14 protein-coding genes and 1 tRNA gene are annotated in these 21,481 nt (G+C 61.2%); 12 read left to right on the forward strand and 3 right to left on the reverse strand.

All coding sequences use genetic code 11. The features are described 5' to 3' along the window. Nucleotides 1-24: 24 nt before the first annotated feature. The 6 genes from ASC80_RS18105 (at nucleotide 25) to ASC80_RS18130 (ending at nucleotide 7,689) form a co-directional block, all read left to right on the forward strand. Nucleotides 25-1,536: a glucan biosynthesis protein G gene (locus ASC80_RS18105; protein ID WP_056300142.1), complete on the forward strand. Its 1,512-nt coding sequence runs from the start codon at nucleotides 25-27 to the stop codon at nucleotides 1,534-1,536. Further along, complete coding sequence (gene mdoH, locus ASC80_RS18110; RefSeq protein ID WP_082512657.1) at nucleotides 1,524-3,701, forward strand: glucans biosynthesis glucosyltransferase MdoH; 2,178 nt, start codon at nucleotides 1,524-1,526, stop codon at nucleotides 3,699-3,701. The genes ASC80_RS18105 and mdoH overlap by 13 nt, the downstream gene beginning before the upstream one ends. A gap of 193 nt (nucleotides 3,702-3,894) precedes the next feature. Then, nucleotides 3,895-3,971: transfer RNA gene (locus tag ASC80_RS18115), tRNA-Arg, on the forward strand. A gap of 230 nt (nucleotides 3,972-4,201) precedes the next feature. Continuing rightward, complete coding sequence (locus ASC80_RS18120) at nucleotides 4,202-6,523, forward strand: cation:proton antiporter domain-containing protein (RefSeq protein WP_244487311.1); 2,322 nt, start codon at nucleotides 4,202-4,204, stop codon at nucleotides 6,521-6,523. 86 nt (nucleotides 6,524-6,609) lie between these two features. After that, nucleotides 6,610-6,939 (forward strand): hypothetical protein, encoded by a 330-nt coding sequence (locus tag ASC80_RS18125; protein WP_056300146.1) that lies wholly within the window; start codon nucleotides 6,610-6,612, stop codon nucleotides 6,937-6,939. 78 nt (nucleotides 6,940-7,017) lie between these two features. Then, on the forward strand, nucleotides 7,018-7,689 hold the full coding sequence (locus ASC80_RS18130) for a dienelactone hydrolase family protein (RefSeq protein WP_056300148.1): 672 nt from the start codon (nucleotides 7,018-7,020) through the stop codon (nucleotides 7,687-7,689). A 131-nt stretch (nucleotides 7,690-7,820) separates the two neighbouring features. On the opposite strand, the gene msrA is transcribed toward ASC80_RS18130, so the two are convergent. Both msrA and ASC80_RS18140 read right to left on the reverse strand, forming a co-directional pair. Then, on the reverse strand, nucleotides 7,821-8,477 hold the full coding sequence (gene msrA / locus ASC80_RS18135) for a peptide-methionine (S)-S-oxide reductase MsrA (protein WP_056300150.1): 657 nt from the start codon (nucleotides 8,475-8,477) through the stop codon (nucleotides 7,821-7,823). A 127-nt stretch (nucleotides 8,478-8,604) separates the two neighbouring features. Beyond that, entirely contained in the window at nucleotides 8,605-8,922 is a 318-nt protein-coding gene (locus tag ASC80_RS18140) for a hypothetical protein (protein WP_056300153.1), read from the reverse strand. A gap of 294 nt (nucleotides 8,923-9,216) precedes the next feature. Here ASC80_RS18140 and rpsT point away from each other — a divergent pair, with 294 nt between their 5' ends. The 5 genes from rpsT (at nucleotide 9,217) to gyrB (ending at nucleotide 17,476) form a co-directional block, all read left to right on the forward strand. After that, complete coding sequence (gene rpsT / locus ASC80_RS18145) at nucleotides 9,217-9,483, forward strand: 30S ribosomal protein S20 (protein ID WP_056300982.1); 267 nt, start codon at nucleotides 9,217-9,219, stop codon at nucleotides 9,481-9,483. A 1,152-nt stretch (nucleotides 9,484-10,635) separates the two neighbouring features. After that, entirely contained in the window at nucleotides 10,636-12,078 is a 1,443-nt protein-coding gene (gene dnaA / locus ASC80_RS18150; RefSeq protein WP_056300155.1) for a chromosomal replication initiator protein DnaA, read from the forward strand. Between the two features lie 276 nt (nucleotides 12,079-12,354). Then, nucleotides 12,355-13,473, forward strand: a complete 1,119-nt coding sequence (gene dnaN, locus ASC80_RS18155; RefSeq protein WP_056300158.1) for a DNA polymerase III subunit beta — start codon at nucleotides 12,355-12,357, stop codon at nucleotides 13,471-13,473. Between the two features lie 181 nt (nucleotides 13,474-13,654). Continuing rightward, nucleotides 13,655-14,800 carry a DNA replication/repair protein RecF gene (gene recF / locus ASC80_RS18160; RefSeq protein ID WP_056300161.1) on the forward strand — a complete coding sequence of 382 codons (1,146 nt, stop codon included), beginning with the start codon at nucleotides 13,655-13,657 and terminating at the stop codon, nucleotides 14,798-14,800. Between the two features lie 234 nt (nucleotides 14,801-15,034). Continuing rightward, on the forward strand, nucleotides 15,035-17,476 hold the full coding sequence (gene gyrB / locus ASC80_RS18165) for a DNA topoisomerase (ATP-hydrolyzing) subunit B (RefSeq protein ID WP_056300163.1): 2,442 nt from the start codon (nucleotides 15,035-15,037) through the stop codon (nucleotides 17,474-17,476). A gap of 48 nt (nucleotides 17,477-17,524) precedes the next feature. Here gyrB and ASC80_RS18170 read toward each other — a convergent pair whose 3' ends face one another. Continuing rightward, entirely contained in the window at nucleotides 17,525-19,834 is a 2,310-nt protein-coding gene (locus ASC80_RS18170) for a Tex family protein (RefSeq protein WP_056300166.1), read from the reverse strand. A 209-nt stretch (nucleotides 19,835-20,043) separates the two neighbouring features. Between ASC80_RS18170 and ASC80_RS18175 the strand changes: the two genes are divergently transcribed. Next, nucleotides 20,044-21,414 carry an MmgE/PrpD family protein gene (locus ASC80_RS18175; RefSeq protein ID WP_056300169.1) on the forward strand — a complete coding sequence of 457 codons (1,371 nt, stop codon included), beginning with the start codon at nucleotides 20,044-20,046 and terminating at the stop codon, nucleotides 21,412-21,414. The last annotated feature ends 67 nt before the right edge of the window (nucleotides 21,415-21,481 follow it).

Consider the following 21,481-nt stretch of genomic DNA (forward strand, 5'->3'; position numbering starts at 1 on the left):
AGCACTCTAGCCAGTGGAACAGCCTTGAATCGACGACAGATCCTGAAAGCTTCATCAACGCTGCCAGTTCTGGCGCTTCTTGCGCGGTCCAAGGCAATGGCGGAGGTCAGTGCTACGCCATTCGATCCTTCGGTGGTTCGCAAGCTAGCCCGAGACACTGCGAGCAAACCCTTCAAGGCTCCGGATAATGCACTCCCCAAGGCCTTGAAAGATCTCAACTACGACGAATACCGCGCCATTCGCTTCAATCCAGAACGGGCCTTGTGGCACGATGACAAATTGCCCTTCGAGGTCCAGTTTTTTCACCGTGGGTTCATCTATGCCGACCGCGTTGACATTTACGAGGTGTCGGGCGGGCAGGCGACAAAGGTTGCCTATCGGCCCGAAAATTTTTCCTTTGGCTCAACCACACCACCTCCAGCAGGATCCGACATTGGCTTCGCGGGATTTCGGATTCATGCCCCGATCAACAAGCCCGACTACTACGACGAAGTTTGCGTTTTCTTAGGAGCAACCTACTTTCGTGCAGTAGCCAAAAACGAAGTCTACGGCCTGTCCGCTCGCGGGCTATCCATCAATACCGGCCAAGCGTCTGGCGAAGAATTCCCGCAGTTCAAAGCCTTCTGGATTGAGAAGCCGGCGCCAAACGTGAACTCAATCGTCGTTCATGCACTGCTCGACAGCGAGAGCGCCGCAGCTGCCTATCGTTTTACAATCCGGCCCGGTGACACCACAGTATTTGATGTAGAAATGGTAATTTATCCGAGGGTTGACCTGAAATTTCCAGGCCTAGCCCCAACGACGAGCATGTTCTTCTTCGGGCCCAACGACCGCAACAACGTCGATGACTTTCGTCCAGCAGTGCACGATTCCGATGGTCTTGCGATACTCAATGGCCGAGGCGAACAACTTTGGCGCCCGCTCAACAATCCACGCGATCTTCAGATCAGCACTTTCTCAGACCTCAATCCGCGAGGATTCGGGTTACTGCAGCGAGAGAAGAACTTTTTCGATTACCAGGATCTGGAGTCAAGTTTCGAGCGACGCCCGAGTCTTTGGGTCGAGCCGATAGGCGACTGGGGTGAGGGCTCCGTGCAATTGATCGAAATCCCTACAAAGGAAGAAATACACGACAACATTGCTGCATTTTGGCATCCAAAAGCGCCGCTGGCGGCAAAAGGGGAACACATCTACACCTATCGCTTGCATTGGGGTTCCGGCTCTCACAGGGCACCACTGCTGGCCACCTTCTGCCGGACCGGCATTGGAATGCGTGCCGACAATACGCGACTGTTTGTGCTGGATCTGATTGGCGAAAGGCTCAAGTCGGTTGACCCTAAGACGATCAGAGGCGTCGTCACCGCTGATAAGGCAGAGATTAAGAATATTGTCACGCAGCCAAATCCGCATACCGGCGGATGGCGCCTTAGCTTTGAGATGTTAAGCAAAGACCAAACGCCAATCGAACTGCGCGCTTCCCTGAAGCAGGAAGACGCGACCCTCTCAGAAGTCTGGGTCTATCGATGGACCCCCTGAGGCTAGAGACCGCAAAGCCGAGGAATGTCTCGTCGGCCACCGCTGCTGAAGTTTCTGGTCCCTTTCTTCCCGCAGACGCGCCGATGGAAATGGCAGCCCAGTCGTTCTGGCTCCGATCCGCATCGCCGCGCCGCACGCAGTTGTTGCAATCACGAACAGCCGTGCCCCGCGTCTGTATTTTCCTGGGCACAGTCGCGATGACGACGGCAGGTGCCTATGAGATGTATGAAGTTTTGCAGGTGGGCGGCCTAACAACGCTCGAGGCAATAGTGCTCGCGCTGTTCGTGATACTGTTCGCCTGGGTCAGCTTTTCCTTTACGTCGGCGTTGGCTGGCTTCGTAAGACTGGTGCTTCGGGGGCATGACCCCTTCCACATCGAAACAGGCACTCCAATTCCGGATATTGACAGCAGGAACGCGATGCTGCTGCCGACATACAATGAAAATCCCTACCGAGTCATGGCACGTCTCCAAGCGATCTTCGAATCGGTCGAAGGCACCGGGCACGGCTTTCATTTCGACTGGTTTGTTCTCAGCGATACGAGCGACCCTGCAATCTGGATTGCTGAGGAAAAGGCTATCCTCGAGATGCGTGCCCGCACACGGTCGGACCGAATCTACTATCGCCACCGTCCACGCAACATTGCCCGCAAGTCGGGCAACATTGAGGATTGGGTTAAGCGTTTCGGCGCCCGGTATGAACACATGATCGTTCTGGATGCTGACAGCCTGATGACCGGCGACACCATCGTTCGTCTGGTCAGCGAATTGGAGCGGCATCACGACGTCGCATTAATCCAAACACTACCGGTGGTCGTTAACGCCAGAACGATGTTCGCGCGGCTACAGCAATTTGCTGGCCGGCTATATGGGCCGATGATCGCCGCAGGAGTTGCTTGGTGGCACGGGTCAGAAGGCAATTATTGGGGCCACAATGCCATCATCCGGGTACGAGCGTTTGCCGACAACGCAGGCCTCCCCGAAATGGCAGGCCGTAAACCTTTTGGTGGCCATATTCTCAGTCACGACTTCATCGAAGCTGCTTTGATGCGACGCGGCGGCTGGGCTATTCACATGGCCCCAGGACTTGGCGGTAGTTTCGAAGAATGCCCGCCGTCGCTCATCGATTTCGCTGCGCGTGACCGCAGATGGTGTCAGGGCAATCTGCAGCATCTCGCGGTGCTGCCTGCGCGAAAATTGCATTGGGTCTCGCGGCTGCATTTGTTGACCGGAATCGGATCATACCTAACGGCTCCGCTTTGGCTGCTGTTTCTAGCGCTAGGCATTCTCATCTCTTTGCAGGCGCAATTTATTCGGCCTGAATACTTCGGCAATGAATATTCACTGTTTCCCAAATGGCCCGCGCAGGATCCCATTCGCGCGGCAAAGGTATTCGCCGTAACCATGGGTTTGCTAGTTGTTCCCAAGCTGCTGGCCTATATTCTTCTTTTGACCCAGACCAAGAACCGGAAGCGATTTGGCGGTGGCACTCGTGTGCTGCTCGGGATCGTCATCGAGACGATTTTATCAGGCCTGATCGCGCCCGTCATGATGATCTTTCAGTCCGCTGCGGTTAGCGCAATCCTGATGGGTCGTGACGCTGGATGGCAGGTGCAGCGCCGCGATGATGGCGGAATCGCTGTCCGGGAAATGCTTTCCAAGTATGCAATGCCGTCGATATTTGGCGTGACAATGGCATTAACTGCCTATGCCGTGTCCCTACCACTATTTCTCTGGATGACACCTGTGATCGGCGGACTCCTGTTCAGTATCCCGCTCGCGGTCTTGACATCGAGGCCATCATCGCACGGAAGATCCTCCAGTCTTTTTGCAACGCCGGAAGAAATCACACCACCTCCGGTTTTAAGGCGGGCCAACGAACTCGCTCAGACTGCTTCGGACTGCATCGGTAACCCGCTTCACGAGTTACGCGACAATGTCGCATTGCGGGAGAGGCATCTCGAGATGATTAAAAATCAAGCTCCCCGCGAGCGCGGCCAGATCGATCCAGATCTTGCTGTTGCACGTGCGAAGCTCGACGACGCTGATGCTTTCGATGATGCCGTCGGCTTTCTTAATAACCGGGAGACTTTCGCCCTACTGAACAGCGAAAGCGACTTCTGCAGGCTGATGCAACTTCCAGACCCCTCTTCCGTCGCGCCGTAGCTCCAAAAACATCCATTCAACGAACTTTTGCCTGCTCGAGGCCAGCCACAGTGCCGGCACACGAGCCACCCACACCCGAGACAATTCGAACGTGTGACCGACGCCTGAGGAGGGCTTCGCCGGCTGCAATGGAGCGTCAAAAAGCCTTGCACCCGTTGCCCGGAGCCGATCAATCGGCTAAATGGAGATCGAAGCACCCGTAGCTCAGCTGGATAGAGCGTTGCCCTCCGAAGGCAAAGGTCACACGTTCGAATCGTGTCGGGTGCGCCAGCTTTTGGCGCCGCTTTAGCGCGAGAGAGAAATATGGATCGGACACCGATCTGCTCGCGTCAGTTCGGTGCCGATCCGCGCGCTCCTCTTATTCGAAACATCAAGGCGCGTTCCCCGAGACCGGATCGTGCGAGCGATCGGAACGTAGCGCCGATCATGACCACGATGGCCGCCTTTGTACGATGTTCGATTCTGCGCTAAGAACGCCAGGACTCGCAAAAAGGCACGGCATGGCGTTTCAATGGATGCGCTCCGATACGGAACCTTCAAACCCACTCGTTAGCACCGTCAAACCCATTCTCTATGTCGCGGCTGTTTTTGCATTGACGGCCTCGCTGGCGCACGCCGCCGAGAGCCGCGGGGCACATGCGCCGTCCGAATTCATTCTGCTCATCCAGATTGCCTTGCTCGTGCTGGTCGGCCGAGGGCTCGGCGAGATCATGCAGAGAATTGGCCAGCCTTCGGTAATCGGCGAACTGCTCGGCGGTCTCATTCTTGGCCCTTCGCTGTTCGGCTGGGTTTGGCCCGCCGGATACAGCGCGATCTTCCCGCCCTCGCCGGAGCAAAAGGCGATGATCGGCGGAATCGCCCAATACGGCATTCTGCTCCTGCTGCTGCTGACCGGAATGGAGACCGACCTCAAGCTTGTCCGGAAAGTCGGAAAGGCGGCGATCGTCGTCTCGATCGCGGGAATCGTGGTTCCGTTCGCATGCGGATTCACGCTCGGAGAATTTCTGCCGGATCGGCTGTTACCGCATCCCGAAGCCAGATTTGTCGCCTCGCTATTCCTTGGAACCGCGCTGTCAATCTCTTCGGTGAAGATCGTTGCGGTGGTCGTTCGCGAGATGAACTTCATGCGCCGCGATGTCGGTCAGATCATCGTGGCGACGGCGGTGATCGACGACACGCTCGGCTGGATCATGATCGCCGTGATCTTCAGCCTGGCGTCCAGCGGCACGCTCGACATTCCGTCGATTTCAAAAGCGATCCTGGGAACATTGCTGTTTCTGGCGATCAGTTTCACGATCGGCCGGCGGCTGACATTCCAGATTATCCGGTGGGCGAACGATTACATCGCCAGTTCGGGCGCAGTCATCACCGTGATCCTGCTGCTGATGAGCGTCATGGCAGCGATTACACATCTGATCGGCGTTCATACCGTGCTCGGTGCTTTCGTCGCCGGCGTGCTGGTCGGGCAATCGCCAATCCTGACCCGGCAAATCGACGAACGGCTGCGCGGGCTGATCACCAGTCTTTTCATGCCGGTGTTTTTTGGGCTCGCGGGGCTCAACGCAGATCTGACAGTGCTCAAGAATCCCGACCTGCTCCTTCTGACCGGAGGATTGATCCTGATCGCCAGTCTCGGAAAGTTCGGCGGGGCTTTCATCGGCGGCACTATCGGCGGGTTGAGCGGCCGGGAATCGCTGGCACTGGCGAGCGGAATGAACGCGCGCGGTTCGACCGAGGTCATCATCGCCACCATCGGCCTGTCGATGGGGGTGCTGAGCAACGACATGTTTTCCATGATCGTCACCATGGCGATCGTCACCACCATGGCGATGCCGCCGATGTTGCGCGCCGCTCTCGCCCGTCTGCCTCTGGGAGCCAATGAGAAGGCGCGGCTCGAACGGGAGGAGACGGAAGAAAAAGGCTTCGTCGCGAATCTGGAGCGGATGCTTCTCGCAGTCGACGGCAGCGCCAATGCGAAGTTCGCTTCCACGATCGCCGGTTTGCTGGCAGGCGCGCGCGGCATCCCCATCAGCGTGCTTAACCTCGGCGCTACGCCGGAAAAGGAGGTGAGCAAGGACCAAACTCATGAAGCCGCCGTCAAGAAGGCCGCCAAGGCTGCATCTGACGCCGATCCCGAAGCCGAGGCCCGAAAGGTCGACGTCACGATCCATGAGAGCCAGAAAGAAGTGGGCGAGGCCGTTGCTGACGAGGCGCGAAAGGGTTTTGATTTCCTCCTGATCGGGCTGGAGTCGACCGTGAGCCCCGACGGAGAATTCGACAGCGCAGTCGGCGAAGTCGCCGCCGCCTTCGAGGGGCCGCTGGCGGTGGTAGACGCGAAAGGCGAACACCTCGACCGCCCTCAAGGCGGCTCCTTTCAGGTTCTGGTCCCGGTCTCCGGAAGCGCCGTATCGCATCGCGGAGCGGAAGTTGCGATCGCTCTTGCCCGCACCAGTTCGCTGCCGCTTCATGCGATCTATGTGTCGACAACCCGAGACAAGGGCAGCCGCCGCAGTTCGACCGGTGCATCGGTTTTGCAGGAAGAAGCCATCCTCAAGGAGATCGTCTCGCTTGCGGCACGTTACGGCGTCGATGTCGTCACATCGATTCAAGCCAACGCCGCGCCCGAGGAAGCGATCCTTCGTGAAATCCGGAAATCCGGATCGAACCTCGTGGTGATGGGGGTCGATCGTATTCAGGGCGACGCGCTGAATTTCGGCGGCGTGGCATCGGCCATTTTGCAGAAGTCCGACGTGTCGATCGTTCTGGTCTCCAGTGGAGAATCGAATGGCCGAACCAACGGCACAAGAAAGCAAGAACGCTGATCCTGCACCCGCAATGCCGGCAATGTTAATTCGTCTCTGACGCTTTCGACTTGTGTTGCAATGCAATCCGAAGAACAATGTGCCGCATGAAATTAGTGTTGTTCACCGCCCTTGTCGCCCTCAGTCTTGTGCATACGCCTGCGCGCGCGGAGCAGCCCCGGGCTGGACATTTCACAACGACGTTGTCCAACACCACACCCCTCGCCTACGGCATGACCGCCGATGACGCCGCGGCGGCGCTCGGCACTCCGTTGACCTATGTAAAGGGCAAGCCGGGCAACGAAACCTTCGTGGTGGTCCGCAAGGTCAACGGCAACGGATTTTCCTTCCGCGACGATCCGCTCTATCTGCAGTTTCGCAAGGGCCGCCTGGCTGGCTGGAAGGGCGACTGGAACCGCAACTGGATGTGGCAATAGCCGCCGCACACCGGCGTCCATTCATCGCGCCTTCGACGCAACATCGTCATCTCCATGCAATTGAGGAAAGGACTGCCCGTGGCACAAACCATCACACTGACCGCGTCAGACAGTTTCAAGCTTGGCGCTTATCGCGCCGATCCCGCCGGCAAGCCCAAAGGCGCCATCGTGGTGATCCAGGAAATCTTCGGGGTCAATTCACACATCCGCAACGTCTGCGACCGTTTCGCTGCCGAGGGGTACACCGCGATCGCACCGGCGATCTTCGATCGCATCGAACCCAATTTCCAGTCCGGCTATTCCCCTGAGGAAGTCGCGGTCGCACGCAAATTCGTCGCCAATCCGGACTGGACCGCGATGCTGCGCGACGTCCAAGCGGCGATCGACGCCGCGAAGACCGTCGGCCCGGTGGGCATTATCGGATTCTGCCTCGGTGGCAGCGTCGCCTATGCCGCGGCGACGAAACTATCCGGCCTCAAGGCGGCGGTCGGCTACTATGGCGGCGCCATTGTGCGGTTCGCTGACGACAAACCACAAGTGCCGACGCAACTGCATTTCGGCGAGAAGGATAGCGGCATTCCGCAGACCGATGTCGAGGCTATCCGCGCCAAGCGGCCGGAGGTCGAGATCTTCGTTTATCCCGGTGCCCAGCACGGCTTCGGCTGTGACGAGCGGGCGAGCTACGACAAGCCGAGTTCGGATCTTGCCTGGCAGCGCAGTCTCGCGTTCTTCGCTGGCCATCTGAAATAGCTGTGCGTGAATAGCCGCACAGATCGCAACGATCTGGCATCAAGAAAGCCGGACCTGTTTCCGATTGGAAACAGGTCCGGCGTCTTGCATTTGCAGTCTGCATTCGTGGTTAATGTCGATCGGACGCCGCCTTATGCGCTGACGCCAACGCCAATCGGGCACGACACTCCGGTACCGCCCAGCCCGCAATACCCGGCTGGATTCTTCGCCAGATACTGCTGGTGGTAGTCCTCGGCGAAATAGAACTCGCCGGCCGGCGCGATCTCGGTGGTGATCGAACCCAGCTTCTTCGCAGCCAGCGCCTTGCCGTAAGCAGCCTTGGACGCCAGCGCAGCCTTCATCTGCGCGTCGCCGTTAGTGTATATCGCAGAGCGATACTGCGTACCGATGTCGTTGCCTTGGCGCATGCCCTGGGTCGGATCGTGGCTCTCCCAAAACGTCTTCAGAAGCTGCTCGTACGAAACTTTCTTCGGATCGAACACCACCAGCACCGCCTCGGTATGGCCCGTGCGGCCTGAACAGGCTTCTTCATAAGTGGGATTCGGCGTCGACCCGCCGGCATAGCCGACTGCGGTGACATAAACGCTGTCGCCCAACTCCCAGAACTTGCGCTCCGCGCCCCAGAAACAACCGAGGCCGAATACCGCCGTCTCAAACCCTTCGGGATAAGGCGGCTTCAGCACATGGCCGTTGACGAAATGAGTTCTGGCGGTCGGGATCGGCGCCGCACGACCGGGCAGCGCGTCGGCCGCACTCGGGATTTCGAGGGATTTGCGCGAAAAGAACATGACGGTCTCCTTACCCTGCTGAACGCATCATATAGGTAGTTACGTCAGGTACCGCCGCTCGTTACGCCGGAACGGTCGATCATATCGCCGTCATCGACCCTTGACGCGGACTGTACGCGGTTCGCGATCAATCCCGGGCGTAGCCGATCAGCGGCTTCGCAGGCCGGAACAGGATCAGCAATACGATGCCGAGAATCCCGAGCACCGCCCAGGTCGGCTGATTCAGGATGAGCTTGACCCCGTTATTCCAGAGCGCCGGAGAAATGCCGTCGATGGCGGACTGGGCCGCTTGCTGGCTTGCCTGATTGATGTCGTTCCAGAACTCGCCCAGACGGGTGAGACGCAAGGTCTGATCGGCGATCGACCGCGCCCCGTCATAGACCAGAAAAATGAAGGCGCCGGCCAGCAGCAGCAGCCCTACAAGCCGGAAGAACCCGCGGATCATGCCTCTTCCTTTTCGACGTTGACTGCCCAGCAATAGCCCCAGGGGGCGGCGAATTCAACCGAAACCGCCCTGTTTTGGCGGTTTCGGGGCTTAAACGGGGCCCGGAAGTCGTTGACGGTCCAAGTCCGCCCCACTATAAGGACTGCAACTGGCGGCGGGCGCAATCCTGCCGCCGATGTTCTTTGAGAATTGATTTTCAGGAACACTTTCACCGTCACACACATCGACCGAACGGTCGAGAACGATCAGCCCGGCGGCTTTCGAAAAGCCGCCCGACTGAAGGACCGAGAGAACATGGCCAACACCACTTCTGCCAAGAAGGCGACGCGCAAGATTGCCCGCCGCACCATCGTCAACAAGTCTCGCCGCACCCAGATGCGCGGATCGGTTCGCATCGTTGAAGACGCTATCGCGAACGGCGACCGCGCCGCAGCACTGGAAGCAATGAAGCGCGCTGAGCCCGAGCTGATGCAAGCCGCCCAGCGCAACATCATTCACAAGAACAATGCGAGCCGGAAGGTATCGCGTCTGACCCATCAGATCGCGAAGCTCGCCAAGTAACTCGGCAGCAGCATCCGGAACGTGAGACAGCCTGGCATTTGCCAGGCTTTTTCTTTTTTGGACCCTGCTCCTGGAATAAGCCGAACGGGTTATGCGACTGAGCGGCGAATACGCATTGCCGGAGATGACGACAAACGGCTTTCTTCAATCGATAGCATGTTCCGCCAAGCTGTCTCACCGGAAGCGCTTGGCATACGGCCGCGTCGCAGTCTTGCACCAACGATGCGACATGCAGGTTACCCTGTTTCATTGATCAGGAAAAAACGCGGCGAGGTAGTCACTTATCAACATAGCGCCGAGCACCACTTGCAAAACCGGCTCGAAGCCGGAGCGAATGTAAACGATTAGTGAATTTATTTTTCGTGCTTACAGGTTTTGTGACAGCTGATCGGCATTTCGAATCTACGCGAAGATTCAAAACCTTGTCTGTTCAAAAAATTCCTTCCCGTCAGTTGCGGCAGGCTCAACTTGGTTTGGCATGCAGCGTCGTGCGATCAAACCCGTTGCGAGAAATATCCCCTCGTGTATCTCTATGTCGTCGCGGCGCCCGCGGCTCGTCAGGTCAGAGCGACCTGAGAACCGGGGCGGATGTGCAGATTAGCGACGGTGTGCACATTAGCGATGTTTCCCAAGCGATGATCGGATTCGCACTCACCCGGTTGTGAGAGCGGATTGCTGTGTCGAAAATTCTCTCGGCTGCTGCGCTCAAGATCGAGCACAGCCTCAACGGAGGGGCGCACAGTTGACGAAGTTGGTCGATCGCCGGAAGCGGTATGGAATGAAGACGGGCAGGACGGGGCAAGAGCCGCTGCGCAGGACGAGACAGAGCGCTGTCCGGATCGCGTGCGCGGTATTTGAAACAGATCAAACGATGACAACTTGCCGCGCCTTGCGCGCGGCGAGAGGGGGAGTTGCTATGCCAGTTGATCGCCAGGCGGACCACGACACGTCATCGTCGCCAGCCAGTGCGCGCGCATCCTTGGCGCCAAGTCGCCCTCCCCCAAACCCCCACTAAGCCCAACCGCCTACCTCACAACCTTCGACAGTGCCCGCGGCAGCGTTCGCCGAACGACGGCCTGTCGGCAGAAGTGAGCGAGCGGCGACTTCATCGACATCGAACTACAAAAACTCAACCAGAAAAGTTAGACATCCATGACAAGCAACGCAGCAGCTACGGAACAGGACCGCTGGACACGAGTGAAGGGGCGGCTGCGTTCCACTGTCGGCGAGGATGTGTATTCGAGCTGGTTCGCGCGCATGGATCTGGAAGCCGTTAGCGATGAAAGCGTGCATCTGTCGGTGCCGACGCGTTTTCTCAAAAGCTGGATTCAGACGCATTATGCCGAGCGCGTGCTGACCTGCTGGCAGGCCGAATTGCCAGCCGTGCACCGGATCGACCTCACAGTGCGCAGCCCGATGCGTTGCGCCGCGCCGGTAAAGGACGCCAAGGCAACGCTGGACGAGCGCCGTAACGACAATGGCAACCACCGCGGCCCCACGGAGCTGCGCGCAGTCGCGACCGTTCCGGTCTCTGCCAGCCACGAAGCACTCGGCGGATCGCCGCTTGACCCGCGTCTGACCTTCGCAAGTTTCGTGATGGGCCGCTCCAACACGCTGGCCCATGCTGCCGCCCGCCAGGTCGCCGAAGGCCGCCGCGGCGACAGCGTGATGTTCAACCCGCTCTATATCCATGCCGGCGTAGGCCTCGGCAAAACCCACCTGCTGCAGGCCGTAACCTGGGCCGGCAATTCCGGCCCCGAGCGCAAGGTGCTGTACCTCACCGCCGAGAAATTCATGTACGGCTTCGTCGCCGCGCTGAAGACCCAGACGGCGCTGGCCTTCAAGGAAGCACTGCGTGGCATCGACGTGCTGGTGATCGACGATCTCCAGTTCCTGCAAGGCAAATCGACGCAGGCCGAGTTCTGCCACACGCTGAATGCGCTGATCGACGCAGGCCGCCAGGTAGTGATCGCGGCTGATCGTCCGCCCTCCGATCTCGAAAGCCTCGACGACCGCGTCCGCTCGCGTTTGGCCGGTGGCCTCGTGGTCGAGATGGGCTCGCTCGGCGAGGAACTGCGGCTCGAAATCCTCAAATCGCGGGTCGCCGCGGCGCGGGTTCATCATGCGAGCTTCGACGTGCCGCTTCCGGTGCTCGAATATCTGGCGCGCGCCATTACCCATAACGGCCGCGACCTCGAAGGCGCGATCAACCGCCTGCTCGCCCACAGCAAGCTCAATGCCCAGCCGGTGACGCTGGAAATGGCCGAACGCGAGGTGCGCGATCTGGTCCGCCCGCAGGAGCCGAAGCGGGTCAAGATCGAGGACATTCAGCGGGTGGTGGCCCGGCAATACAATGTCAGCCGGTCGGACCTGCTGTCATCGCGCCGCACCGCTAACGTGGTGCGCCCCCGTCAGGTCGCGATGTATCTGGCCAAGACCCTGACGTTGCGCTCGCTGCCGGAAATCGGCCGGCGGTTCGGCGGCCGCGACCACACCACCGTGCTGCATGCGGTGCGCAAGATCGAGGCGCTCGTCTCCAAGGATCTGACACTGTCCGACGAGGTTGAGCTGCTCAAGCGCCAGCTTCAGGACTGACCGGCGAAGCCTCCACAACCGCTGAAAACACGGGGAAATATCCGCCCGGCGACGGCGCACTCTTGCGCCGGACGGCTATCCGCGTCACCTTACGATCCCCATCGGAGCAGCCACGACGGCTGAGCCGATGGGTGTCACGTCTGGGCCCTTTCGAGCGGCCCGGAATTTTCCATCGCGCGTGTCCCGCCAGCACGTCGCCCGCATCCGTGGGCGCATGTTTGCGAAAGGAGCAGGCGCCGTATTGAGTGATGCAGATCGGGATTGGGCGGAATTGCCATGAAAGTGACCGTCGAGCGCGCGCAACTCTTGAAGTCTCTGGGACACGTTCACCGCGTCGTCGAACGCCGCAACACCATTCCCATTCTCGGCAACGTGCTGATCCGTGCCGAGAACGCCCGCCTCAGCCTGAAGGCGACCGACCTCGATCTCGAAGTCACCGAAACGCTTGCTGCGGAAGTCGCGACCGGCGGATCGACCACCGTCCCGGCCCACATGTTCTACGACATCGTGCGCAAACTGCCCGACGGCTCGCAGATCGTGCTCGAAGGCGACGGCGATCGTTCGGTGCTCGCGATCCGCGCCGGGCGCTCGCGTTTCACGCTGCAGACCCTCCCCGAGAGCGATTTCCCCGATCTCGCCGCCGGCGAGATGACGCATTCGTTCGCGCTTGCCGCGTCCGACATGAAGCGGCTGATTGACCGCACCCAGTTCGCGATCTCGACCGAAGAAACCCGCTACTATCTCAACGGCATCTACCTGCACAGCGCCGGCACCGCCAAGGCCCCGACCCTGCGCGCGGTGGCCACCGACGGACATCGGCTCGCACAGATCGACCTGCCGCTGCCGAAAACCGCTACCGGCATGCCGGGCGTCATCGTGCCGCGCAAAACCGTCGGCGAAGTTCAGCGCCTGATCGAGGACAGCGAAACCGAACTCACCATCGAACTGTCGCAAGGCAAGATTCGTTTCACCATTGCCAATGTTGTTCTCACCTCGAAGCTGATCGACGGCACCTTCCCCGACTACGGCCGCGTCATTCCCCAGAACAACGATAAGGAACTAATCGTCGACAAGAAAGATTTCGAGGCGGCGGTCGATCGCGTCTCGACGATTTCCAGCGAACGCGGCCGCGCAGTGAAACTCGCGCTGTCAGCCGGCAAACTGGTGCTGTCGGTAACCAACCCGGATTCAGGCAGCGCCACGGAAGAACTGGAGGTCGAGTACGCCTCCGAGCCGCTCGATATCGGCTTCAACTCGCGCTATCTGCTGGATATCGCCGCCCAGATCGAGGGCGAGGTCGCGGTGCTGCGGCTTGCGGACCCCGGCTCGCCGACGCTGGTGCAGGACAAGGACGCCAAGGGCGCGCTGTACGTCCTGATGCCGATGCGGGTATAGAACGTCTCGGTCTAAATAGACTGCATCAGAGTCGTCATGGCCGGGGATAGCCGTCCGAAAAACGGCGTCGCTTTCGCTTGCCGATGTCCCGGCTATCCACGTCTTGGTGCGTCACGTGCATTGCGGTTCTACAAGGCGCAGATGCCCGGCCTAACGCCAGGAATGGCGACAGAGTAGCTCTATGACCGTCTCCCGCATCCGGCGTCTCAGCCTCACTCATTTCCGCAGCTATCGCGCGGCGAGCGTGCAGACGCAGGGCGATCTGGTGGTGCTGGTCGGCGCCAACGGCGCCGGCAAAACCAATTGCCTGGAGGCGATTTCCTTCCTGTCTCCCGGGCGCGGACTGCGGCGCGCCACGCTCGATGACGTCGCCGACATTCAGGGCGACGGCTCGTGGGCGGTATCCGCCGAAGTCGAAGGTGAGTTCGGCCTCGCCACGCTCGGCACCGGCATCGACGCGCCGGGCGCGAACGGCGCCACCACCGGACGCCGCGCCAGGATCGATCGCGAACCGGTGTCGTCGTCAGCAGCTTTCGGCGATCATCTGCGCATGGTGTGGCTGACACCGTCGATGGATGGCCTGTTCATGGGCGCAGCATCCGAGCGGCGGCGCTTTTTCGACCGTCTGGTGCTGGCGATCGACAGCCATCACTCCGGGCGCGTGTCGGCGCTCGATCGCTCGTTACGCTCGCGCAACCGCCTGCTCGAGGACCGCGACTACGACGCGCACTGGCTTGAGGCGATCGAGCGGGAGACTGCGGAACTCGCGGTCGCGGTTGCGGCCCAGCGCGGGCAGACCCTGCAACGGCTGGCGGCAGCGTTGACATCGCGCGGAGCAACCTCAGCGTTCCCCTCGGCCGCGATCGCGCTCGACGGCTGGATGGAAAATGCACTGATGACCGAGACCGCCACCGTGGTCGAAGATCGCTACCGCGACATCCTGCGCGATAGCCGCGCCAAGGACGCCGCCGCCGGCCGCACCCTCAACGGTCCGCATCTTACTGATCTTCAGGTCGTCTACGCGCCGAAGAACATGCCGGCGAAGGATGCCTCGACCGGCGAGCAGAAAGCGCTGCTGATCGGCCTTGTGCTCGCCCATGCCAGTCTCGTCGCCGACATGACCGGCATCACGCCGCTACTGTTGCTGGACGAGGTGATCGCACATCTCGATCCGGGGCGGCGCGCGGCACTGTTCGAGGAACTCGCCAGACTCGGCGCGCAGGTCTGGATGACCGGCGCGGATCCTGCGGCATTTGCTGAGGTCGGCGCGAACGCGGAGATTTTCGACGTCGCGGCTGGTCAAATTTCCGGTCGTCCCCGAGGCTGAAACGATCCGTCCGCCGGACCCAAACCCGGCCTTCCGGAGGTTCACGAATCAGGCTTTTCCACAGCCTGAAAAAGGGCTCTCGGCGGACTTGAAAAAGAGCTAAAAAATCCCATTTATTCAACATGTTGCCGGGTGCCAGTTTATCCTATGCGGCTACCCGATTTCATGGCACAAATTGACATGTGAGGGCGCAATTTTTGCAGCCTGATTCGACCACTCCACGAAGGCTCATCCATGACTGAACCAGCCCGGCTGCCGACCGCCGAACCAGTGTCCTCTTCTGGTGCGGAATACGGCGCTGAATCGATCCGGGTCCTCAAGGGTCTCGACGCCGTGCGCAAGCGTCCGGGCATGTATATCGGCGACACCGATGACGGCTCCGGTCTGCATCACATGGTCTACGAAGTGGTCGACAATGCCATCGACGAGGCGCTGGCCGGTCATGCGACCGCGGTTGAAGTGGTGCTCAATCCCGACGGATCGGTAACGGTGCGCGACGACGGCCGCGGCATCCCGACCGACATTCACAAGGGCGAAGGCATTTCGGCAGCCGAGGTCATCATGACCCAGCTTCATGCCGGCGGAAAGTTCGACCAGAATTCTTACAAGGTCTCCGGCGGTCTGCACGGCGTCGGCGTGTCGGTCGTCAATGCATTGTCGAGCAGGCTCGATCTGCGTATCTGGCGCGGCGGCAAGGAACACTACATCCAGTTCAAGCACGGCGACGCGGTGGCACCGCTGGAAGTGGTCGGCGACTCCGGCGGCAAGCGCGGCACCGAAGTGACTTTTCTTGCTTCGACCGAGACGTTCACGAACGTCGAATACGATTTCGCGACGCTCGAACACCGTCTGCGCGAACTGGCATTCCTGAATTCCGGCGTCAACATCGTGCTGTCCGACATGCGTCATGCCGTCGAGCAGCGCGAAGAGCTGCACTACGAGGGCGGCGTCGAAGCGTTCGTCAAATATCTCGACCGCAACAAGAAGCCGGTGGTGCCTGAGCCGATCGTCATGCGCGCCGAGCAGAACGGCATCAGCGTCGAAGTCGCGATGTGGTGGAACGACAGCTACCACGAGAACGTGCTGTGCTTCACCAACAACATTCCACAACGTGACGGCGGCACCCATCTGGCCGGCTTCCGCGGCGCGCTGACGCGTCAGGTCACCGGCTATGCCGAAACCATCGCCAAGAAGGAAAAGGTCGCCCTGACCGGCGACGATTGCCGCGAAGGCCTGACCGCCGTGCTGTCGGTGAAGGTGCCGGATCCGAAGTTCTCGTCGCAGACCAAGGACAAGCTGGTCTCCTCCGAAGTGCGGCCCGTGGTGGAGAACGTGCTCAATGCCGCGCTGTCGGCATGGTTCGAGGAACATCCGTCCGAAGCCAAGACCATTGTCGGCAAGGTGATCGAAGCCGCCGCCGCGCGCGAAGCCGCGCGCAAGGCCCGCGATCTCACCCGCCGCAAGGGTGCGCTCGACATCGCCTCCCTGCCCGGCAAGCTCGCCGACTGTCAGGAACGCGATCCGGCGAAGTCCGAACTGTTCATCGTCGAGGGTGACTCCGCCGGCGGCTCCGCCAAGCAGGGCCGCAACCGTGAGTTCCAGGCGGTGCTGCCGCTGCGCGGCAAGATCCTCAACGTCGAGCGCGCGCGCTTCGACAAGATGCTGTCGTCCGAACAGATCGGCACGCTGATCACCGCGCTCGGCACCGGTATCGGGCGCGAGGATTTCGACCTCTCGAAATTGCGCTATCACAAGATCATCGTGATGACCGACGCCGACGTCGACGGCGCCCATATCCGAACGCTGCTGCTGACGTTCTTCTTTCGCCAGATGCCGCAGATGATCGAGGCGGGGCACCTCTACATCGCCCAGCCGCCGCTCTACAAGGTCGCACGCGGCAAGTCCGAGCAATACCTCAAGGATGAACGGGCTCTGGAGGAATATCTGATCGAGACCGGTCTCGACGACTGTGTTCTCAAACTGTCGACCGGCGAGGACCGCCGCGGGCGCGACCTGCTGGCGCTGGTCGAGGATGCGCGCATTATCCGTAGCTCGCTCCACAATCTTCACAGCCGCTACAACCGCAGCGTCATCGAGCAGGCGGCGATCGCCGGCGTGCTCAATCCCCGCGTCACCAGCAGTCTCGAGACCGCGACCGCCGCAGCGGACTACATCGCCAAACGCCTCGATGCGCTGGCCGACGAGGTCGAGCGCGGCTGGGTCGGCCGGTTCGTCGAAGGCGAGGGTTTCCAGTTCGAGCGCACGGTGCGCGGGGTCAAGGATGTCGCGGTGATCGACGACGCGCTGCTGGGCTCCGCCGAAGCCCGCAAGCTCGACGAATACGCAGCAGCGCTGCAGGAGACCTATCCGCGCCCCGGCATGCTTCGCCGCAAGGACAGCGAAACGCCGATCCACGGTCCCGTCAGCCTGTTCGAGGCGGTGACGGATGCCGGCCGCAAGGGCGTGGCGCTTCAGCGCTACAAAGGCCTCGGCGAAATGAACCCGCAGCAGTTGTGGGAGACCACCCTCGACGTCAATGCCCGCTCGCTGCTGCAGGTCAAGATTCGCGAAGTCGACGCCGCCGACGACATCTTCACCAAGCTGATGGGCGACGTCGTCGAACCGCGCCGCGAGTTCATCCAGGACAACTCACTGGACGCCAACGTCGACGTGTGAGGCACGGCACGTTGCGTGCCGCGCTCCACACGATCCGCTGTACTCAGCCTATTTTCGCCTGAGCGCGTCGGCGAACGCGGAGGCAAATGCACCTTGAGACGCAGTGCTTCGCGCGGCCGTCCCGCGTCCGCCGCGAGGCGTGTCATCACGCGCCGGCCGGCTTTCCCGCTGCGGCGCCTTGACGCCGCCATCGCCATCCTTGCGCATGGACAGGCCGATCCGCTTGCGCTTGATGTCCACATCGACCACCCGGACCTTCACCACGTCGCCGGCCTTCACCACCTCATGCGCATCCTTCACGAAGCGATCCGCCAGCTGGGAGACGTGAACCAATCCGTCCTGATGAACGCCGATGTCAACGAACGCACCGAACGCGGCGACGTTCGTGACCGTGCCTTCCAGCATCATGCCCGGCTTCAGATCCTTGATGTCATCGATACCCTCGGCGAACGTCGCGGTGCGGAACGCCGGGCGCGGATCGCGCCCGGGCTTTTCGAGTTCGACAAGAATGTCCCGCACTGTCGGCAACCCAAACCGTTCATCGACGAACACACGCGGATCGAGCGCCTTCAGTGCCGCGCTGTCGCTCATCAATGTACGAACGTCGCGGCCGCATGCGGCAACGATCTTCCTCGCCACGCCATAGGCTTCGGGGTGAACCGCCGAGGCATCGAGCGGCTCGCTTCCGTTCGGAATCCGCAAGAACCCGGCGCATTGCTCGAACGTCCGTTGACCGAGCCGCGCGACTTTCAGCAAATCCTTCCGGCTCGAAAACGGACCGTTGGCGTTGCGATGCGCGACGATCGCCTCTGCCAACGAGCCACCGAGACCCGAGACACGGGCCAGCAGCGGTGCCGACGCCATGTTGAGGTCCACGCCGACAGCGTTCACCGCATCCTCCACCACCGCATCGAGTGAGCGGGCGAGGCGATATTGATCGACGTCGTGCTGGTACTGTCCCACACCGATCGACTTCGGTTCGATCTTCACCAGTTCAGCGAGTGGATCCTGCAAGCGCCGCGCGATCGAGACTGCGCCGCGCAACGACACATCCAGATCGGGAAATTCGGCCGCCGCCGTTGCCGATGCCGAATATACCGACGCGCCGGCTTCCGAGACGATGACTTTCAGGGGCTTGGGAGCCGGCATGTCCGACAGCATCTCCGTGACCAGCTTTTCGGTCTCGCGGCTGCCGGTGCCGTTGCCGATGGCGACCAGTTCGACACCATGCTTGCGGATCAGCGAGGCCAGCTCCGCAGCCGTCCCGCGCACATCATTGCGTGGCGGGAACGGATAGACGGTCGTGGTCGTCACCAGCTTCCCGGTGCCGTCGACCACCGCGACCTTGACGCCGGTGCGGATGCCCGGATCGAGCCCCATCGTCGGCCGCGAGCCGGCTGGCGCTGCCAGCAACAGATCGTTCAGGTTACGCGCGAAGACCCTGATCGCCTCTTCTTCCGCCCGTTCGCGCAGATCGCGCATCAGGTCGAGCATCAAATGCAGCGAGAGCTTTACGCGCCAGGCCCAGCTTGCGACCTCCATCAGCCATTGATCTCCGGGGAGATCGCGACCGATCTGATAGGCTTCGGCGATCATGCGCGCAGCCGGCTTGACCGGCGACTTGTCATCCGCATCGACCTCGATGTCGAGCGTCAGCAGATCTTCATTGCGCCCGCGCAGCATCGCCAGCGCGCGATGGCTGGGAACATTGGTCCAGCGCTCGACATGGTCGAAGTAATCGGAAAACTTCGCACCAGCTTCCGCCTTGCCCTCAATCAGCTTGGAGCGAAGCACCGCGTGCTCTTTCATGTAGCTCCGCAGTCGTCCGACCAGATCGGCGTTTTCGGAGAACTGTTCGGCCAGGATGTCGCGGGCGCCATCAAGAGCCGTCTTCTCGTCCTTCACCTCATCCGTGACATAGGCCTTCGCCAACTCCGCCGGGACAGCGGCCCTGTCGCCGAGAATTGTCTCCGCAAGCGGGCCCAATCCACGCTCGCGTGCGATCTCGGCCTTGGTCCGCCGCTTCGGCTTGTACGGCAGATAAATGTCTTCCAGTTCCGCCATGGTCGCAGCACCCGCGAGCGCTGTCTCAAGCTCCGCCGTCAACTTGCCCTGCTCACGGATCGAACCGAGAATCGTTTCACGGCGCGCATCGAGCCCGCGCAGATACACCAGCCGCTCGGACAGCGACCGAAGCTGGCAGTCGTCCAGTCCGCCGGTCATCTCCTTGCGGTAGCGCGCGATGAAGGGAACGGTCGCGCCTTCATCCAGCAGCGTGATGGCAACCTTGGCCTGATCGGGACGCGCGCCAATCTCGGCGGCGATAAGTGCTGCAATACGTGTAACGTCGGATGCCATGCCTGTCTCGGAATCAGTGAACGGGCGCTGACCATAGTGGCGCTGCACGGCTCACGCCAAGCATCCTTTATTCAGCTATGATTTATTCACAACCGCGCGACTGGTTCTGTCGCCGGCCATGCAATCGCGATACCGCCATGCAACGACCGCGACTTGAACGCAACGCGCACAACGCATAGCCTGCGGCCTGCTTGCAAGGAACCACAGCCATGGCAAACGAAACTGCGACGCTCGCCTCCTATGTCGCAAATCTCAAATACGACGACATTCCGGCCGAAGTCCTGGAGCGCGCCAAGACGCTGACGCTCGATTTTCTCGGCAGCGCGGTGCGCGCCCGCAGCGAGGCCGATTCCACGCCGTCAATCGTCGCCATGCTCAAGACGCTGGGCCTCGACGGCCAAGGCGACTCGACTGTTTGTGGCGATACCCGCACCTACACGCCTGCGGTCGCTGCGCTGCTCAACGGCGCGCTCGGCCATTCGCTCGATTTCGACGACACCCACGCCGACTCGTCGCTGCATCCCAGCGCGCCTGTGGTACCGGCCGCCTTCGCCGCGGGGGAAATGACCGGCGCCAGCGGCCGCGATGTGCTGACCGCCATCGTCGCCGGTTACGAAGTGTGCTGCCGGCTCGGCAATGCGCTCGACCCCACCTCCCATTATGCGCGCGGCTTTCATCCCACCGCGACTGCAGGTACTTTCGGAGCCGCCGCCGCCGCCGGCAAGCTGTTCGGCCTGTCGGCGGACCAGATTGCCGCAGCGTTTGGCGTCTCGGGCAGCCAGGCGGCGGGATCGCTGCAGTTTCTTGTCAACGGCGCCTGGAACAAGCGCTATCAGGTCGGCGCCGCCGCCATGAACGGCGTGGTCGCGGCATCACTGGCCCGCGAAGGCTTCATCGGCTCGAGCGAGGCCGTCGAGGGCAAGCATGGTTTGCTAGTCGGCTACAGTGACAACGCCCATCCGGCGAAAGCGACGGCGGACCTCGGCAGTGTCTATGAAACCATGAAGATCGGCGTCAAACCCTATCCGAGCTGCCGCTACACCCATGCCGCGATCGACGCTCTGATCGCCATGCGCCGCGAGCACAATCTCACGCCGGAGAACATCAAGCGCGTCGAGATCGGACTGCACCGCAACGGCATCACGCTGACCGGAGATCCCGCCACCAAGCGTCACCCGAAAAACGTCGTCGGCGGCCAGTTCTCGATGTTCTTCACCGGCGCGCTAGCGCTCGACCAGGGCAGTTTCGGCTGGGACGACTACAAGCGGCTTGGCGATCCGGCGATCGAGGCGCTGTCTGACAAGATCGACGTGGTGCAGGACGACCGGCTCGAGACCGGACGGCGCCATCCGTTCGGCGCGCGCGTCAGCATCGTCAGCGGCGACGGACCGATCGAGCGCCTCGTTCCCGATCCGTCCGGCGAGCCGTCATCGTTCCCGGACGCGCAGGCCATGCGGCAGAAATTTTTGCAGCTTGCCCGCCCGGTGCTGAAAGATCGCGCCGAGCGCTTCGCCGACGCGATCCTGTCACTGGAACGGCATGACCGTGCCGATTCCGCGATCCGGCTCGCGCGGCAGTAACAACAGACCCTCCTGACCGGTATTTCGGGACTGCGCGTCTGCGGCGTTCGTTCAATTCGCACGTCAT

It is taken from the genome of Afipia sp. Root123D2, from assembly GCF_001425835.1.
GTDB lineage: Bacteria > Pseudomonadota > Alphaproteobacteria > Rhizobiales > Xanthobacteraceae > Afipia.

Bases quoted from the DNA above. Each gene is read 5' to 3' on its own strand.
- mdoH (WP_082512657.1), top strand. From the start codon at position 1,524: ATGGACCCCCTGAGGCTAGAGACCGCAAAGCCGAGGAATGTCTCGTCG.
- ASC80_RS18120 (WP_244487311.1), top strand. From the start codon at position 4,202: ATGGCGTTTCAATGGATGCGCTCCGATACGGAACCTTCAAACCCACTC.
- ASC80_RS18125 (WP_056300146.1), top strand. From the start codon at position 6,610: ATGAAATTAGTGTTGTTCACCGCCCTTGTCGCCCTCAGTCTTGTGCAT.
- msrA (WP_056300150.1), bottom strand. From the start codon at position 8,477: ATGTTCTTTTCGCGCAAATCCCTCGAAATCCCGAGTGCGGCCGACGCG.
- ASC80_RS18140 (WP_056300153.1), bottom strand. From the start codon at position 8,922: ATGATCCGCGGGTTCTTCCGGCTTGTAGGGCTGCTGCTGCTGGCCGGC.
- rpsT (WP_056300982.1), top strand. From the start codon at position 9,217: ATGGCCAACACCACTTCTGCCAAGAAGGCGACGCGCAAGATTGCCCGC.
- dnaA (WP_056300155.1), top strand. From the start codon at position 10,636: ATGACAAGCAACGCAGCAGCTACGGAACAGGACCGCTGGACACGAGTG.
- dnaN (WP_056300158.1), top strand. From the start codon at position 12,355: ATGAAAGTGACCGTCGAGCGCGCGCAACTCTTGAAGTCTCTGGGACAC.
- recF (WP_056300161.1), top strand. From the start codon at position 13,655: ATGACCGTCTCCCGCATCCGGCGTCTCAGCCTCACTCATTTCCGCAGC.
- gyrB (WP_056300163.1), top strand. From the start codon at position 15,035: ATGACTGAACCAGCCCGGCTGCCGACCGCCGAACCAGTGTCCTCTTCT.
- ASC80_RS18170 (WP_056300166.1), bottom strand. From the start codon at position 19,834: ATGGCATCCGACGTTACACGTATTGCAGCACTTATCGCCGCCGAGATT.
- ASC80_RS18175 (WP_056300169.1), top strand. From the start codon at position 20,044: ATGGCAAACGAAACTGCGACGCTCGCCTCCTATGTCGCAAATCTCAAA.